The organism is Sphingomonas sp. (assembly GCF_036731925.1).
GTDB lineage: Bacteria > Pseudomonadota > Alphaproteobacteria > Sphingomonadales > Sphingomonadaceae > Sphingomonas.
This window is the reverse complement of the sequence record NZ_DAINDJ010000003.1, coordinates 65,093-79,949: the sequence shown is the minus strand read 5'-3', so window position 1 is coordinate 79,949 and position 14,857 is coordinate 65,093. Positions and strand designations below refer to the sequence as shown.

Sequence of the window (14,857 nt, the reverse complement as noted above, 5' to 3'; positions counted from 1 at the left end):
TCATTCACGATCTCGCGCCGCCGCGTACGGAGAGCATCGTCCTGTTCGAGAAGAGCAGGTCAGGTTCAACGAGGGGCCGCGTGGCTGGCGAAGCACCCACTTTCAGAACGCGGGCACAGGCTCCGTAGCCCGCGCAGCTGACTGGCACACATGCCCTCCCCCCCCTTCCGACGCTGACGCCCGCGACCCACACCGGCAGCAGGGCTGGGTGGGCCAAACCTCGAACGTCCACTGCTCATGCGCGGATTCTCACCGGCTGACCTAGCCTGATGCGCCGACTTGATGTTGGCGCGTTGCCCTCGGCCGTGCGGTACGAGCGGAGACACTTGTATCGGCGGCAGGGATGGGAAGCTTTGTCCGCTGCGAGTGAAAGCGGCTCGCTTGCTCGGTGAGCACCGTCACCTCTTGCGCCAGCTGCCGCGCAGCTGCAGAGGTTTCCTCAACCATGGCGGCATTTTGCTGCGTGGACCGATCCATGTCCGCCAGGGCAATGCTGATCTCGTTCACGGCCTTCGATTGCGACTGGTTCGCAGAGGCCATGGTCGAAAGTTGCGAGCGAACCTCATCGACGTCATTGGTGATGTTGGTGAAGGCATCTCCAACGCGCAAGACCATGTCTACCGCGCTCTTGACCTGCAGTTGCGTTGTCGTCAGCTGGTCCCTTGCTCGGCCAGCCTCCTCCTCGGCGCGCATGGCCAGGGCGGACACCAGGTCGGCGACAACCGCAAACCCTCTGCCTGCTTCTCCGGCGCGCCCGGCTTCCACAGCCGCATTCATGGCAAGAACCCGAGTTTGAAATGCGATCTTGTCCAGGCCTTCGATAACGCTGTCGATGCCTTTGGCGCTATCATGGACCTTGCCCATAGCCTCAGCGGCCTCGCTGGCGGTCGCCCGGCCAGCATCGACGGTGCTCACTGCGGCCTCCGCGCGAGTGACCGTCTGCCGCGCTGCGCTCGCCGTCTCGACCAGACGCTGGTCGATCTGGGATATGGCTGCAGTCGTCTGCTCGAGGGCGGCAGCATTCGCTTCGGTCCGTTTTGCGAGGTTCTCCGATGCATATGCAATTTCGGTAGATCCGCCATGGATCGCTGTCGCGCTTTCGCTTATCGCAGAGAGGAGAGACTGAAGCTGATCGAGCGTTTGATCAAACGCCTGCTCCAGGGTGCGGTAGGCATTTGGCAAACGCCCTTTTAGGGACTGCGTCAGATCTCCATCTGCCAGCGCTGCAAGTCCGCCGCTAACGTTGTTGATGATGGAGCGGAGTTCGTCCGCCTGTTGCTGGCGCTCCTCGGATGTCGCTGCCTCCGCTTCGGCTCGATGTTGGCTCTCAAGCCGAAGTGCGTCGAGGATGCGGGTCATGCTGCTCGCCATCAGGACCAACGCTCCCGCTTCAGCGATCAGCACGACTGCATGCAGCAGGATGCGGCCCAAGCCGCCACCGTTGGTAAACACCCAGTCGGGCATGAGCATACCCAAGAGCAGGTGGTGCACGGCCACGATGACGGTTCCCGCAATCAACGCCTTCGGGTCACAGAGAACAGCACTCGCGGCCAGCGCGGCGAAGAAGATCATGTGCAGGTCAACCTGCCACGGTTCGCCCTTGAAGAGGATGAGCAATAACGCCGGCTGTGCGACGATCGTCATGGTGACTGCCATGCGAGCTCGAGCGTCAACGGCGCCCTTCAGTGCAAGGAAGATCGGGTAAGCGACCAACACGCTGGCCATAAGGCCCAGAGGCCAGTCTCCGGCAACCATCGCGCCACCAACGTTGGCCAGTGCCATGGCGGCCATCAGGGCCGCGAGGAAGCGCATCCCGACGAGGCGCAGCGCGTTCAGCGAAAGCGTGTTCATCGCATCAATTTCCTTGAGGTTTGCCGCACATGGGAGGGGAACCGGTAACAACGAGGACGCCGTTTCTGAGCATCTGGGGCAACAAGCGCATCCTCTCGCCCTGCACGAAGCGCGAGCTCGGAAGATAGCCGATGCCGGTAACGACGGCTCCAGATCGTACGACAAGCACGTCGATGTTCCGAGCAGCCTGCGAGGTGAGAGGCACCAGCAGCATGGAGCCGTGTTCGGGGGGGGCAAGCCCGACGAACGAGGATGCAAACACGAGCGCCGCTTGCGCTGCCATGGCAACCCGGCCAGCCATTTTGCGAAGAGGGGGGCTTGAACCCAGTGTCATGGGTCCCGTTAAGCCTGAACGTCGCTGCAGAGCGGTTAAGAGCCCACTGAAGGAATCTACGTAAATCCTTGTGCCGAAAGCCGCAAAGCCGCCTCATTCCTTCTGGTCTGAGAATACGCCGATGTTATTCGTGCGTTCGCAGCGCCGCTGCGAAACGCCGAATACAGGCGTCGAGTCGCAGGGCTCCCCAGCCCTGCTGGGCTTTGGCCGCACACACCAGACGGCAGAAAGTGGGCGCTTACCCGCCAGCCCTCACTAGATTTGGCGGATCAATGCCGCTTTGAGCCTGAACGCGCCTTGGAGCGCTTGCCGCGCCCTTTTTCTAGGCCGCGTCAACCCGAGGCTTGGCGATGGCTTTTGCGGGCGCTTTCCACGCACACCGCAGGAGCACCAACGTAACAGCGCCAGCCCCGAGCGACATTGGCGCCGTCGGCATTTCTGTGAGGATAATCACCCATCGATTCCAGAGATCGGTCTGCCCGACCGTTTCAAACCCTATCATCTGCATCGCCGTCACCAGGGCTACGAACCCGAAGCCGCCGCGCGCGGCCGGGCTGCGGCTTGCTAGCCACAGCGCCATCACAAGGGTGATCGCTTCTGCAAGCTGAAAAGCTGCACGAAAGCCGGCGAAGCCAGCCCAGCCACCGTGCGGGAAGCCGGGGATCGCAGGCAAAAGGCGGCCGATGACCGGCGGAAGGACCAGCAGCGCCGTCGCCAACATGGCCGCCGAATGGATTTGAACCTTTCGCCGGTGAAGAAATGCATAGCACACCAGGATCACGATGGATGGACCAGCCACCATATCCGCCATGACCAGCCGTGAACCGAATGCCGAATGGAATGGATCTGCGCTGTCCCGCCACAATAAAGCCATGCCTTGCAAAGCGAGCGGCCCGGCTGCTGCAAACAGCGGCAGTACGACAAAGGTAGCACGTCCGGCTGTGCGATGCCACTTCGCCCGCCGTGCATGAATCGACCAGCTTTGTGCCGTAAGTAAGATCAGCCATGCCGCAGCGGTCATGCCATGAGCGTGAAGTGCGAAAGGAGCGCTGCCAAACTGCCCCAGATAACCAGGCCAAAAGGCAATTCCTATCAACGGAAACAGAGCGAGCAGCCACAGATGTGCGTGACGGTAAGGCATCAGCAAAATCCCCCAACGCAACCTTACCTCGTGGTACGCAGCACTCAAGAGCGGCGTCACTTCATGAACGCTATGGTGCTATTCGACGAATGTTCCGGAAGCGCTTCGGAGCGGCCGCAAGGGCGCCGAGCTGCTCATGCACCTTGCCCGCTCACGCCGCGGTTCCGCTGCCACGCCAAGAGACCCCGAGCCTGGCCTCGTAAGCCGGCACTCTATTGCCCAAAAAATTCTGGTTTGCTCTCCGTTATCCTTTTTCTTTGTAGGATCGATCAAATACTTGCAGTCCATACCGCCGGCTAAGGGGATCGATATGGACGCGAATACAGTTGGTGAAGACGCTCAATCCGAACGAGCCGAACTACATTTTCTCGCTGCGCTGCTTGATGAGCTGATGCGCAAGATGCGCGTGGCCGGGGTCCTCAGCCAAGCAGACCTGAACGAAATCGAGCAAGCTGTCGCGCAGCGCCTGGGCGGTGCTCCACGCGCTTGGTGAGCGGTCGGCACCGCTCACGGCAACGGGCTCACGCCTAGCGCGGCAGCCTTGCACTGCCGAGCAGGTGGGGTTTCGATCCTGCGAGGCTCGGGAATATGCATCGGGTGCACCGGCGCCGGTGCGCGCGACAAGAAATTTCGCGCGATTTCCCCGATCACATGCGCTTGCCTCTATATGGTAAAGGAAACGCTAACAACGGGCTTGTCGATGATGAATTTTGTGGCCCCGGCGCTCCACGAGGAACGCTCTTCCCGAGAGCTCAGCCGGAACCGTGCGATGGACGAACTGCAGCATTTCGAGGTTTGTCCGATGTGCGGGCAAGCGGTCGACCGTCGCGACGACCTTGCCGTCATGTATCACCTGCCGCTGGGCCATAAGCCGATGCCCCGCCACTAAGTTGGTATGCTGACGAGGCCAGAGGTGCCCCCGGTGCACATGGAAGCTACGGCGCCTAACTTACGGAGCTCGATACGCAGTTCCCCCTAAACAGACGTTTACCAGTTCGTTAACTGGTAAACGTCATTCTCTCCTGGTGCCCGGACGCCCCGACGTTCGGCAGCGAACCAGGGGAAGATCATGACGTCCAAGACCACGCTCGCGCTCGAAGCGGCAGTTGCAATCATTCTCGAGAACCGCCCCAAGGACGGTGCAGCGTCGACCAACCGGCAGCGTGTGAATATCGACCGTGCACACGGACAGATCATGAAGCTGATCGCACCCCGCGTCCGCCACTTCGTGCGACAGTACGGCCTTACCCACCACTTTGAAGATGCGGAACAGTGCTGCGCGATTGCGGTGCACCGTGCGGTGGAAGCATATGATCCCGCAAAGGCGCAGTTCACGACCTTCGTGAACTGGCAGATCCGCGGCGAGCTTCAGAGCCTGCGGTTCCGCGTGATGACCGACCAGCGACCCTCCGCAAAGAGGGTTGCCGCCACCACCGTCTCTCTGAATGCGATGGCGGACGCTGATGGCGAGACCGGATCGTTCCTCGACGCCGTGCAGGACGAGTTTGCCCTCGAGCGGACAGAATTCGCGGCTTCGGAGTATCTTGCTGACGGCGCGACGTCGTCTCTCATCGACGCCTATGTCGATCACTTGCGCAAGATAGGGATGGAGGCACTTGCTCGCCGTCCCCTGGGCAAACGGCAGGAAGCAGCCCTACGCAAGGAACTGCCGCGCCTCCGCGTGAACGGGGTTGCCGCAGCGGACGTTGAAAAGCTGGAAGCCACGATCGCGCGCGAGCGGGAGATCGTCGAAGGCCGCCTCTTCCATGGTGCGAGCCTCGAGCACCTCGCAACCGAAACAGGTGTGACGGCGGAACGCGTTCGGCAGATCACCAAGCGGGCCGCCAAGGCTATTGCAGGCATCGCTGCAGCCGATCCACGCTTCATCGTCATGGCAGAGGCCGGCCGGCCGGCCACCAAGCGGCCTCAGGCCCGCGCGGGCAAGGCGTCTATCCTTGCTGACGCTGCACTTCCGCATAATCGCCTGTCGCATGTCGCGGCCGTGGGGCCGTTCGAATCCAGCTACCAGCCGGCCATCGACCCTGCCGTTGCGCTGTCGCGGTAGCTGTTCCGCTTCGTTGGGCTCCCAGCGCCCGCGAGGTCAGCGTGCTTGGCCGCTCTCCGGCTGAGCATCGCGCCGCCGGAGAGTGCCGTTCCAGTGTAGCGCATGTCAGAGGCGGCACGAGTGCCGCCTCCCCTAGCTTACTTGGCCAGTGACCTGGCCATGTTGAGGTGCGCGGTGACCGTGGGGATCAGCTGTGTAGAAAAGCTCCGGAGCGACTGAGGCACCTCCTGGTTGGAGGCATTGGCCTTGAGCGCGTCCAGCGTCTGCTGATGCGCCTCCACCTGAGCGGCAGCATAGGCTGTGTCGAAGGCAGCACCGTTCAGCGGCTTGAGCGCATCCAGTTTCTGTTGCTGCGACGCCGTCAGCGCCGCGTCCGGCATGATCGCGGGGCTCGCGGCGGAAGCCGCCGACTTCAGCTTCGCCGTAGACTCGGTATGTGCTTTGATCATGCCGTCGGCGAATTTCTTGACGGCAGCGCTGCTTGCCTGCTGCTGCGCAAGCCGCGAGCTGACAATTTCAAACGCGTCGCTTGCGGCTGCCGCGTCCGCGAACGACTTGCCCGCGGAAGCCGAGACGCTGGCGTTGGCACCGGCTCCGACGCTCGCCTCCGCATTTCCCGTGGTGACCACGGTATCGTTGGTGTGCGTCTCTGTCTTCGACCCACAACCGGCCAGTGCGACTGCGGCGATGCCCAGCATCGTCCAGCGAACAGCGTGCATTTTTCTCTCCCGTATCCGGCCTGACCCGTCCAGGCGATTAGGGAACGCCGCCAAGAAGCCGCCGTTCCGCCGAACTCTCTGCGGCGCAGGGCGTTGTGCGCTCCGACGCAACGGCGCTGTAAGGAGAAACGCATGAGCATTTTCAGTAGCATCCGCGACCGGATCTTCGGGCACAAACCCACGGAAGCTCCCGCACCGTCGACCCAAAGCGCGCCGATTTCGCCTGCTCCTCAAGCCCCTGCCCCGGCTGCAACTGCGTCCGCTCCAGAGCCAGCGGCTGCTGTTGATGTGGGGGCCGTCCTTTCCGAGATGGCTGCGATGAAGGGCGGCGGTGGCGATTACCAGCGATCCATCGTGGATCTGCTCAAGCTCCTCGACCTCGATTCGAGCTTGGCCGCACGCAAGGAGCTTGCGCAGGAGCTGAACGTCCACGCTGGAGCCGACGGAAGCGCTGAACAAAACATCGCGCTGCATCGGGCGGTGATGGCCAAGCTGGCTGAGAACGGCGGCGTCGTGCCTGACAGCCTGCGGAACGCGTGAGGGTGAGCGCAGAGGCGAATGGCCTCTGCGCTTCCTAGGCGTTGAGGTCGGCTCGAGCCAGGTGCGTTGCAGGCGCCCCCCCCATTGCCAGGACCTCGCCCGGGAGCGGCCTCCGATCAAGCTGATCGGCGCGTCCGAAGGGTTGAGTTTGATGGGGCGGCCTGCAACGGGCAGCCCTGCGTCGTCAAAAAGGGGCTCAAGTGAAGAAGGTTGTTCAAGTTTTTTGTGTCGTGATCGTCGCCGCGGCGGTCATGTTTGGTGGGCGTTGGTACCTGTATGTGGCACGTTCCAGCAGTCCGTATGACGAGGTTGGCATTGCACTGAACAGCTATGCGCCGAAGCCGTTGCGCAGTTGGGGCTGCCACAAGCTCCAGGAGCGTTTTCCGAGTCAGCTGCCGCCCTATGGCTGTTCGCGGCCAGATGGCCGCACCTGGCTCTAACGACCAGCAGCGAAACATCGAGCGTTGCTCGGCCGGCCATCAACGCCAATCGCGCCAATCGCGCGCAAGATTCACGGGAACAGCATGAAACCCTTCAAATTCGTAACGGCAGCGCTGGGCGCAGCGACGCTTTGCCTCGGCGCATGCGACAAGATCGGAAAATCCGGCAATGAACAGGAAAGCGCCGCTTTCGGTGCCGCGACGTCGAACCAGCTGAACGCCTTCATCGAGGCACATAATCGATTGCTCGGCCCGTTGGGCTTCACTGAAAAGGCGGCGAACTATCGCAAGGCCGATGTCGCACATGCCACGACCGAGGGCGAGTTTCTGGTCGACGCGGGCTGGATCGACAAAGGAATCGAGCAATTGAAGGCCGCTCGGGCGCTATCGGGCGCTTCCGCTGACCTTAACGGGGCTGCAGACGCGCTGATCGCATCCTTGACCGCGGCGCGGGTGCATCTCGCGGACCTGGCGCCCTATTACACCAGCAAGGCCTATCTGAATGACAAGCTGGCGCGCGGGCGCAAGGAGGACCCGAAGATGCTCGCCGAGCTCGATGCTGCAGATGCGGACCTGAAGCGGTTCGGGGAAATGCTCGATCGCGAGACAGTGAAGCGCGACACTGCAGCGCTCGAGAAGCTGAAGGCCGAAGGCAAGGTCCTGGACTATAATCGACGCTTGGCGATGTTCCAGGCCAACGCGATGGTCAAGCGTTTCGCAGCAGCTCAGGCGCCTGACACGTCGCTGTTCGCCCTGGCCGACAGGGACGCAGCGATCATCGACGAAGCGATCGCGGCCGCGCATGCGGCGGCAGCCAAGTCCGGCGGGAAGGATCCTGCAGAACTTCATTACCTGTCATCGATGCTGGGGAGCTACCGGACCTTCAAGGAAACCCGGCGGCCGACGCATGCCGAGCATATGGTGGGAAGCTACAATAGCGCCGTGGAGGCTGCCACCTGGTGAAGAAGCGGCCGAGGGCATCCCAGGCCGAAGAAGCTGGCAGCCCCCCGCTGCACTCTACGCTGCTACTTGACGCAGCGGACGAGATCCGTCGAACGATCGGAGCCCAGCATTCGACCTCCGTCCGCGGAAAGGCGCAGGATGCCCTTGGAAGGCTCCTCGCCATCGGTTGAGATGTACTTGCTCGTATAGGCAAGGCTGTTGGGCCCGGTCATTCGAACCTGCTTCACCTCTTCGTGATCTTCGTAGTAGACGATGGTTCTGGCGCTGACGGTGAAGCCGGCGCTGTTCTCGCCTCCGCGCAGGGTACAGTCTCCCAGCGTGCGCGCCCACTCACCGCGGAATTTGGCGGGGATGACGGAGCCTGCCTGCCCTGCTGCCCCGCTCGCAAGGGCAGTGGCTGTCGCGAGAATAAGTGGCAGGATGTACATCATTTTTCCCCAGATCGGATCGTGGCGGTCGCTATAGCTGCATGTGCTGGTATAGCTAGTTCCTATGCTCGTTGCTCGTTGCTCGTTGGCCGCTGCATGGCTTCTGCGAAGCGCGCGTCGCGGTCCTGGCAGCATTCTCGTACAAGACGGAGACTCTCGATGAACGCGGGCAAATTGCTGATAGCAGCGACACTGGCGCTCGCTGCGTCGGGCAGCCTGGCTGCGCCTGCCGCACCACCTGAAGGGAAGGCGGCCGCGCGCACCATCGATCTCGCAAGGGCCTTCAACACGCGCTCTCCCTGGATGTTCACGACGCGCCAAGGACCCGACATCGTTGATCCGATCCTAGGCGAACCTGACGCAAAGGTTCCGGGCGAGATACGGCTGTGCATCAGCAAAGATCGTGGAAAGACCTGCGCAACGACGCTGGACGGTGCTCTTACCGTGCGCGGCCAGCGCGACACCTTTTCCGAAGCACATTATCTCAACGACGCCCGGATTGTGTATCCTGCCGCAGGCAAGCCCATGTTGTTGCTCCAGCTGGGCAGCCTGCAGAGCATGAACGGGGATCAGCGGATCGCGACGGTGGTGCTTGCCTATGATCGTACCAAGGACGCGTTCGTTATCGCCTACGATCGGCGTACGGGTCATAACAACAATCAGGAAGTCCGGTACATCGCCGAGGGGCCGCTACGCGGTGCCATCGTCTCGGCCGAGCCGACCGATGATGCGCCGTTCGGCTTCTGGATGACCGTGAACCGCGTCGGCTCCGACAATCGCTACGCCGAGGTCCTGCGCTACCGCAGCGCCACGCGCTACGGCGACGGCAATCCGCTCGCAGTAATCGATTCAGAAATGCCGAACCTGCACCGGCGGCTGGGGTTCTGGCGTCCTGGATCGCCGTTGCCGCTTCCCAAAGGCGCCTGCCCCAAGCCGCATCTGGTGAGCGGCGCGCTGTGGTGTCGTTGAGGTCGGTACGGCTTACAAGCAAATCGGCGATCACGGCTACCACGACACCGAGTCCTTCGGGCCAGTACACCTTTACCGGTTTGCAAAGGAGCGTTCTTCGCTCCGCAACAAATGTGTAATATGTTCAGGTATTTACCATGACCTTCTGGCAGACTAAGCGCTGACGACCGTAATGTCGCATGAGGGGAATCTGACATGAAAGCACTTCTTGCAGCTGCGCTTGCAGCAGTTTGCGCGCCTTTGTCAGCGCAAGCGGCCATCATTATCAATGTGCAGCAAAATGGCGCGTCCGTGGTTCTCAAAGGATCGGGCACTTTCAACACCAGCGGACTCAAGCTGTACGCGTCCAATCTGCAAGGTTCTCCCAGGATCAACCCTGCCTTTGGATCTATGACCCTAGGCATTTCCGCGCCGATCGACATGTTTACCGGCATCACTGGTCCTGGCCTCGGCTATCTTCAGCGATCACAGCTTGCCTCGTCTGCGAGCGGCGATGTGTTCGGCTTCGCGCAGTATATGGGGGCGATCAGCCTGCCTGTTGGCTATCAATCAGGAGCTCGCCTGAGCGGCTCATCGACCTACCTCAACACCACCATCGCAGGGCTCGGTCTGAAGGAGGGTCAGTATGTCTTCCGCTCTTCCAATGACACGCTGACGGTCAACATCGGCAACTCCGCTGTTCCGGAACCGGCTGCCTGGGGAATGATGATCGGCGGCTTCGCCTGTGCCGGCATGGCAGTTCGCCGGCGCCGAGTGGCGCTGACGCGCTTCTCCTGACGGCACTCGGTGGCGCCGCCGTGCCGGCAAGGGCAGCGGCGCCACCCGGACCACGCGACAGTCCAAATACCCGCGGAGCTCGCCCTTCTGAACCGTCGATCCGGCTAGTTGCAGGCCGGGATCGGGAGCCGCGGGTAACTGCCGCCTGGCTTGCACGTCGGCTGAGGATCAGCCACTCCTAAACAGCACGTCTCGCTTGTTGCTCGACAAGCTTTGCCAGCTGCTTGGGCCGGTAGGGCTTCGGCAGGAAGAGACTGTCGTCAGGGAGTTCGTCCGGCTCCAGCCATTGTTTGCCCGACGTAATGATCACTTTCACACGCGGGAAGCGCTTCGCGACGATATCTGCCAGCTCCAAGCCGTCGATCGCCCCCGGCATGTTGATGTCGGTGAATACCACCGCAACCTGATGCTTTTCCAGAAGGTCCAGCGCTTCGACAGCGTCTGGTGCCTCAAGAACCTGGAAGCCGCTTTCCGCTAGAGCGTCTGCAGCGATCATGCGCACGAACGTCTCATCTTCGACAACGAGCACTGTAGGCTCTTCTGAGCGGGCCATATATGCCTCCAGTTCTTCAACGTCTAAGCGCAGCCCGAGTTGCTCTTCCTCAAAATAGCTCCGCACGTGCCCAGGCTCGACGGAAGCGGACGGGCGAAATCAGCCGCCGCGACGAAGGCTGCCCCAAGTCAGGACGTCATTGCTCGGGCGGATGCGTGCGCGACCCTTATCATCAGAAGAGCCCGCCTAGGGGGAGGCGGGCTCTTCCTTGTGTGGCTCGGAGCGGGGGAAGCTCCGGCGCCGATGCACCGGCGCATCTGAAAGACTGGCTCGGCATCGATCTTCTGGCGGAATCGAGCGGCGTCGGCAATTAGGTACTTAGACCTTGGTCTGGAGCAACCAAGCGTTAGGAGCGTTCAAAAGCCGATGCTCCAAACAAGACGTGGTAAACGCACGTCAACCAAACTTAGGTTGTGGAATGAGTGCATCCCGAATTCATTTCAGCATGCTAGGGATTGAGGATGGGACGCGAGATATCTTCGACTATCCTTATCGTCGACGACGAGGATTATATCCGCGTACTGGCGTCTTCTGTTCTAAGAGATGAAGGCTTCGACGTTCTGGAAGCAGCTGGCACTGCGGAAGCGCTTGCGCTCGCCGCGACGCATGACATCGATGTGCTGCTGACGGATCTTCACATGCCCGGATCGCTGAACGGGCTTGAATTAGCTGCTGAAATCCGTGCTACAGACCCCCTGGTCCACGTGATAATCTCCTCCGGAGACGATCCGTCCGTCATCAAGGATGATGCTATGGGCGCTGTCTTCCTCGCAAAGCCGTATCGCCCCCATCAGCTCACCAGGGCAGTCAGAATGAACGCCATCGGCTGATCGCCCCGCCGTAGCGACGCTGACATAATTGCACGCATGCCTGAGCGTTGCACGGCGGACGGTCCATCTCGTCCGCCGTGCCTCATTTCACCAGTTCACGCCCAGCCGGGCGTACAGATATCGCCCGTTGAAGCCGAACGGCGAGTAATAGGGAAATCCGATCACGCCGCTCGTGTTGTTCGCGGGAATGGAACGGTCGGGATAGACGTCGAACAGGTTGCTGGCGCCGATTGCCACCTGGGCACCCTTGCGGGGCTGGTAGCGCAGCTCGAGGTCGCTGATCAGGTGGCGCCCCGTATGGATGTCTGCCGCCGGGTTGGTGCCGGGCTGGTTCGCATCCCCATAATAGGTGCCGCGCAGCGTGAGGCCGACCGGGCCCTTGGACCAGTCGATCGTGCCCGTCACCTTCTCGCCAGGCGTGCCCTGCTCGATCGTCAAAACGCGGCTGCGGGCAAACAGTACGGGCGCCGGATTGACCGTCGCGGTGTTGGTCGGGACCCGGGTCACCACGATCTCGTTTACGTTGCCCGCCAGGGTGAAGTCGAATGCCCCCGCCGGATCGGCCGGGTTGCCCAGGCGATAGTGCGCAACCGCGTCGATGCCGCGGGTACGCGAGCGCAGGCCGTTGAGGAAGAAGCGGGCCTGCGGCACGTTGAACGGGGCAAGGATCGCCGCGACCTGCGGGCTGAAGCTTGCCGCGAGGTTTTCCGACAGGCCCAGCTGGTCGCGCAGCCGGATCTCATAGGCATCCACGCTGAGGTCGAATCGGCCCGCGCGGATCACCGTTCCGACGGAAAGGTTGGTCGACTTCTCCGGGCGGAGTGGCAGACCGCCCAGTGCCGCCGCCACCGGGGCGACCGACGGGAAGGTGCCGGTGAGGATCGGGGTGCCATTCTGGACGACCTGCGCGATCGAGGTGAAATATTGCTGCTGCAGGCTCGGCGCGCGGAAGCCCGTGGAGACGGTCCCGCGTAGCGCAAGCCACGGCGCCACGTCGTACCGCGCGGAGAACTTGCCGTTGGCCGTGTCGCCGAAGTCCGAATAATGCTCGCCCCGCACCGCCACGTCCACGAGCAGCGCGTGCGTTACCTGCGCTTCGAGATCGAGATATGCCGAGACGCTGCGCCGCGATTGCTCCACCGCGTTGACCGGTGCGAAACCGGCAAAGCCCTGCGCGCCCGGGGAAGCGCCCGGCACCGCACCGGTCGCCGGCGCGTCGTAGGAAGCAGCCTCGCCCGGCGTGATCTTGTAGCCCTCGCGCCGCCCCTCGGCGCCGAAGGCCAGGTTGAGCGACTCGAAGACATCGAACCGCCGACGAACGTCGAGACCGGCGACCCATTGGTCGAAGATCAGCGCGCCGTCGTAGAAGTTCTTCGGCGTTGCCGCGCCATAGGCGTAATTGGCGGAATCGATGGTCCGGAAGGCGATCTTGTTGCGGCCATAGCCGGCATGAAGATCGACGCCCCAGTCCCCGAGGCTGCCCTTCACGCCCACGGCGCCGACCGCGTTGGTCGACTTGGTGTTGATCATGGGCAGAAAGCCGTCGGGATAGCCGGCGAGCGCAGTGGTGGCGCTGGCCAGCCGCGGGAAGGCAGCGCTGCGCGTATCGCGGTCCTGGTAGCTGCCCCAGCCGTAGAGGCGCCAGCCGCCGCCAATGCCCTTCGCGGCGTTGATCGTGCCGGTGTACTGCTCGACCTTCGGATCGCCGAAGCGGCCCGTGACGCGGCTCGGCGTGACGCGCGGATCGAAATCGGCGCGATTGGTCGCCTGCCGGTTCACATATTCGCCAGTCACCGTCACAAAGCCGTCGTCGCCCAGCCCGAAGCCCTGCCAGGCCGAGGCGGTGAAGACCGGCTCGCCGGTGGTGCTGCGGCTGCCCCGCGCAGTATCGATGTCGGTGTGGTAGATGCCATAGGTCGCCGAGGCGGCCCCACCCGAGCGGGCCTCGCGCAGCCGCAGGTTGATCACGCCGGCGATGGCATCCGAACCATATTGCGCCGATGCGCCGTCGCGCAGCACCTCCACCCGCTCGAGCGCCGCGGTCGGGATGGTGTTGAGATCGACCGCTGCCGAGCCTCGGCCGACAGCGCCGTTGATGTTGAGCAGTGCCGAGCTGTTCACCCGTACGCCGTTGACCAGCACCAGCACCTGGTCGGGCGAAAGGCCGCGCAGCGTCGCCGGGCGAATCGCGTCGGTGCCATCGGTTGCCGAAGGACGCGGGAAGTCGATCGAGGGTGCAACGGCGGCGATCGCCGCGCCGAGCTCGGTCGTGCCTTGGCGGCTGAGCGCCTGGCTGCTCAACACGTCCACCGGCGACGCGGTATCGAGCCGCGACCGGCCTTCGCTGCGCGTGCCGGTAACGACGATCTCGTCGGCGCCGCCCGCGGTACCGGCATCCGCCGGCGATGCCGGCGCCTCCGCTTGCTGCGCATGCGCCGTGGCGGCGGTCAGGACGATGGTGGAGGCTGCGATCAGCAGCCCGGTGCGGAAGGTACGCATGTTCAACCCCTGGATTACGCTTGTCGAAACGCGATCTCCCATCTTCAGAGTGGGAATGCAGGAAAGAAAAGATTGGGGGGGCGAAACGCGGGGCGCTTTCGCGCTCAGAGGGGTTCGAAGCTGTCCTCGCCTTGCGCGTTGGCGCGGCGCTGGAACGCCTCCGCGCGCTTGCGGAAGGCAGCTGCGACCACGGGGTTGCCGCAAGCGGCAGCACGGGCGCGCTCTTCCTGCGCGCGGCGTTCGAAGAAGAAGCGGGTTGTCGGCATGGCACGTCTCCCGGGACGTGAGGATTGTCCCAAAGGGGGCGGTTTCAGCAGCTTCAACCGATGCGGCGCTGCTTCGTTCCGTGTGGCGAGGGTCAGGCGAGCGTCAGGTACAGCTCGGCTTCTATTCTCCACAGGCCGCCGATCTCGCGCCATTTTGCGGTGTAGGTCCCGCTCGCCTCCAGCGTGCCGTCTGCCGCCGAGACGCCCTGCCAATGGCCATGCTCGAACGCGATCGGCGCCACCGGCGACAGGAGCACCGCATCAGGGATACGGCTGTAGATGCTCCGCGCCTTCGCCGAGAACTCACGCTTCCAGGCCTGCAACTGGGCCTTGCGGCCGTGGATCACGGCGCTGTCGGTGCCGGCGACGAGAACGACGTCCGGCGCGAGCAGCGGCCCGATGGCGGCAAGGTCGCCGGACGCCAAGGCTTGGTTGAACGCGGCCCGCGCCGCACGGATCGCGAGTTCGGGAGAAAGCTGCAT

General features: G+C 63.0%; 17 protein-coding genes. 8 read left to right on the top strand and 9 right to left on the bottom strand.

The features are described 5' to 3' along the window. Window positions 1–261: 261 nt before the first annotated feature. From V7E00_RS17650 to V7E00_RS17640, 3 genes are all read right to left on the bottom strand, one after another. Window positions 262–1,851 carry a methyl-accepting chemotaxis protein gene (locus V7E00_RS17650; protein WP_333573964.1) on the bottom strand — a complete coding sequence of 530 codons (1,590 nt, stop codon included), beginning with the start codon at window positions 1,849–1,851 and terminating at the stop codon, window positions 262–264. 4 nt (window positions 1,852–1,855) lie between these two features. Further along, window positions 1,856–2,134, bottom strand: a complete 279-nt coding sequence (locus V7E00_RS17645; RefSeq protein WP_333573963.1) for a hypothetical protein — start codon at window positions 2,132–2,134, stop codon at window positions 1,856–1,858. 373 nt (window positions 2,135–2,507) lie between these two features. Next, on the bottom strand, window positions 2,508–3,386 hold the full coding sequence (locus V7E00_RS17640) for a hypothetical protein (protein WP_333573962.1): 879 nt from the start codon (window positions 3,384–3,386) through the stop codon (window positions 2,508–2,510). Window positions 3,387–3,636: 250 nt separating this feature from the next. Between V7E00_RS17640 and V7E00_RS17635 the strand changes: the two genes are divergently transcribed. Together V7E00_RS17635 and V7E00_RS17630 are read left to right on the top strand one after the other, a co-directional pair. After that, the gene (locus tag V7E00_RS17635; RefSeq protein WP_333573961.1) at window positions 3,637–3,819 is read left to right on the top strand and encodes a hypothetical protein; all 183 of its coding nucleotides are present in this window, start codon (window positions 3,637–3,639) and stop codon (window positions 3,817–3,819) included. Between the two features lie 576 nt (window positions 3,820–4,395). Then, complete coding sequence (locus V7E00_RS17630; RefSeq protein WP_333573960.1) at window positions 4,396–5,391, top strand: sigma-70 family RNA polymerase sigma factor; 996 nt, start codon at window positions 4,396–4,398, stop codon at window positions 5,389–5,391. Window positions 5,392–5,528: 137 nt separating this feature from the next. Here V7E00_RS17630 and V7E00_RS17625 read toward each other — a convergent pair whose 3' ends face one another. After that, window positions 5,529–6,110 carry a DUF4142 domain-containing protein gene (locus V7E00_RS17625; protein WP_333573959.1) on the bottom strand — a complete coding sequence of 194 codons (582 nt, stop codon included), beginning with the start codon at window positions 6,108–6,110 and terminating at the stop codon, window positions 5,529–5,531. A gap of 132 nt (window positions 6,111–6,242) precedes the next feature. On the opposite strand from V7E00_RS17625, the gene V7E00_RS17620 reads away from it, so the two are divergent. The 3 genes from V7E00_RS17620 to V7E00_RS17610 all read left to right on the top strand — a co-directional run bounded on the left by V7E00_RS17620 (window position 6,243) and on the right by V7E00_RS17610 (window position 8,053). Beyond that, window positions 6,243–6,650 (top strand): DUF3597 domain-containing protein, encoded by a 408-nt coding sequence (locus V7E00_RS17620; protein WP_333573958.1) that lies wholly within the window; start codon window positions 6,243–6,245, stop codon window positions 6,648–6,650. A 200-nt stretch (window positions 6,651–6,850) separates the two neighbouring features. After that, window positions 6,851–7,090 carry a hypothetical protein gene (locus V7E00_RS17615; RefSeq protein WP_333573957.1) on the top strand — a complete coding sequence of 80 codons (240 nt, stop codon included), beginning with the start codon at window positions 6,851–6,853 and terminating at the stop codon, window positions 7,088–7,090. Between the two features lie 24 nt (window positions 7,091–7,114). Then, on the top strand, window positions 7,115–8,053 hold the full coding sequence (locus tag V7E00_RS17610) for a DUF3829 domain-containing protein (RefSeq protein WP_333573956.1): 939 nt from the start codon (window positions 7,115–7,117) through the stop codon (window positions 8,051–8,053). 62 nt (window positions 8,054–8,115) lie between these two features. On the opposite strand, the gene V7E00_RS17605 is transcribed toward V7E00_RS17610, so the two are convergent. Further along, complete coding sequence (locus tag V7E00_RS17605; RefSeq protein ID WP_333573955.1) at window positions 8,116–8,484, bottom strand: hypothetical protein; 369 nt, start codon at window positions 8,482–8,484, stop codon at window positions 8,116–8,118. 156 nt (window positions 8,485–8,640) lie between these two features. Between V7E00_RS17605 and V7E00_RS17600 the strand changes: the two genes are divergently transcribed. Then, entirely contained in the window at window positions 8,641–9,450 is an 810-nt protein-coding gene (locus V7E00_RS17600; RefSeq protein ID WP_333573954.1) for a hypothetical protein, read from the top strand. Between the two features lie 195 nt (window positions 9,451–9,645). Next, the gene (locus V7E00_RS17595) at window positions 9,646–10,227 is read left to right on the top strand and encodes a PEPxxWA-CTERM sorting domain-containing protein (RefSeq protein ID WP_333573953.1); all 582 of its coding nucleotides are present in this window, start codon (window positions 9,646–9,648) and stop codon (window positions 10,225–10,227) included. A gap of 178 nt (window positions 10,228–10,405) precedes the next feature. Here the strand turns inward: V7E00_RS17595 and V7E00_RS17590 are convergent, their stop codons facing one another. Beyond that, window positions 10,406–10,846, bottom strand: a complete 441-nt coding sequence (locus tag V7E00_RS17590) for a response regulator (protein ID WP_333573952.1) — start codon at window positions 10,844–10,846, stop codon at window positions 10,406–10,408. A gap of 395 nt (window positions 10,847–11,241) precedes the next feature. On the opposite strand from V7E00_RS17590, the gene V7E00_RS17585 reads away from it, so the two are divergent. Beyond that, window positions 11,242–11,610 (top strand): response regulator, encoded by a 369-nt coding sequence (locus tag V7E00_RS17585; RefSeq protein WP_333573951.1) that lies wholly within the window; start codon window positions 11,242–11,244, stop codon window positions 11,608–11,610. Window positions 11,611–11,697: 87 nt separating this feature from the next. Here the strand turns inward: V7E00_RS17585 and V7E00_RS17580 are convergent, their stop codons facing one another. The 3 genes from V7E00_RS17580 to V7E00_RS17570 form a co-directional block, all read right to left on the bottom strand. Further along, complete coding sequence (locus V7E00_RS17580) at window positions 11,698–14,109, bottom strand: TonB-dependent receptor plug domain-containing protein (RefSeq protein ID WP_333573950.1); 2,412 nt, start codon at window positions 14,107–14,109, stop codon at window positions 11,698–11,700. Between the two features lie 104 nt (window positions 14,110–14,213). Next, window positions 14,214–14,375, bottom strand: a complete 162-nt coding sequence (locus tag V7E00_RS17575) for a hypothetical protein (RefSeq protein WP_333573949.1) — start codon at window positions 14,373–14,375, stop codon at window positions 14,214–14,216. A 92-nt stretch (window positions 14,376–14,467) separates the two neighbouring features. Next, window positions 14,468–14,857, bottom strand: coding sequence for a nuclear transport factor 2 family protein (locus V7E00_RS17570; protein ID WP_333573948.1), 390 nt, complete (start codon window positions 14,855–14,857; stop codon window positions 14,468–14,470).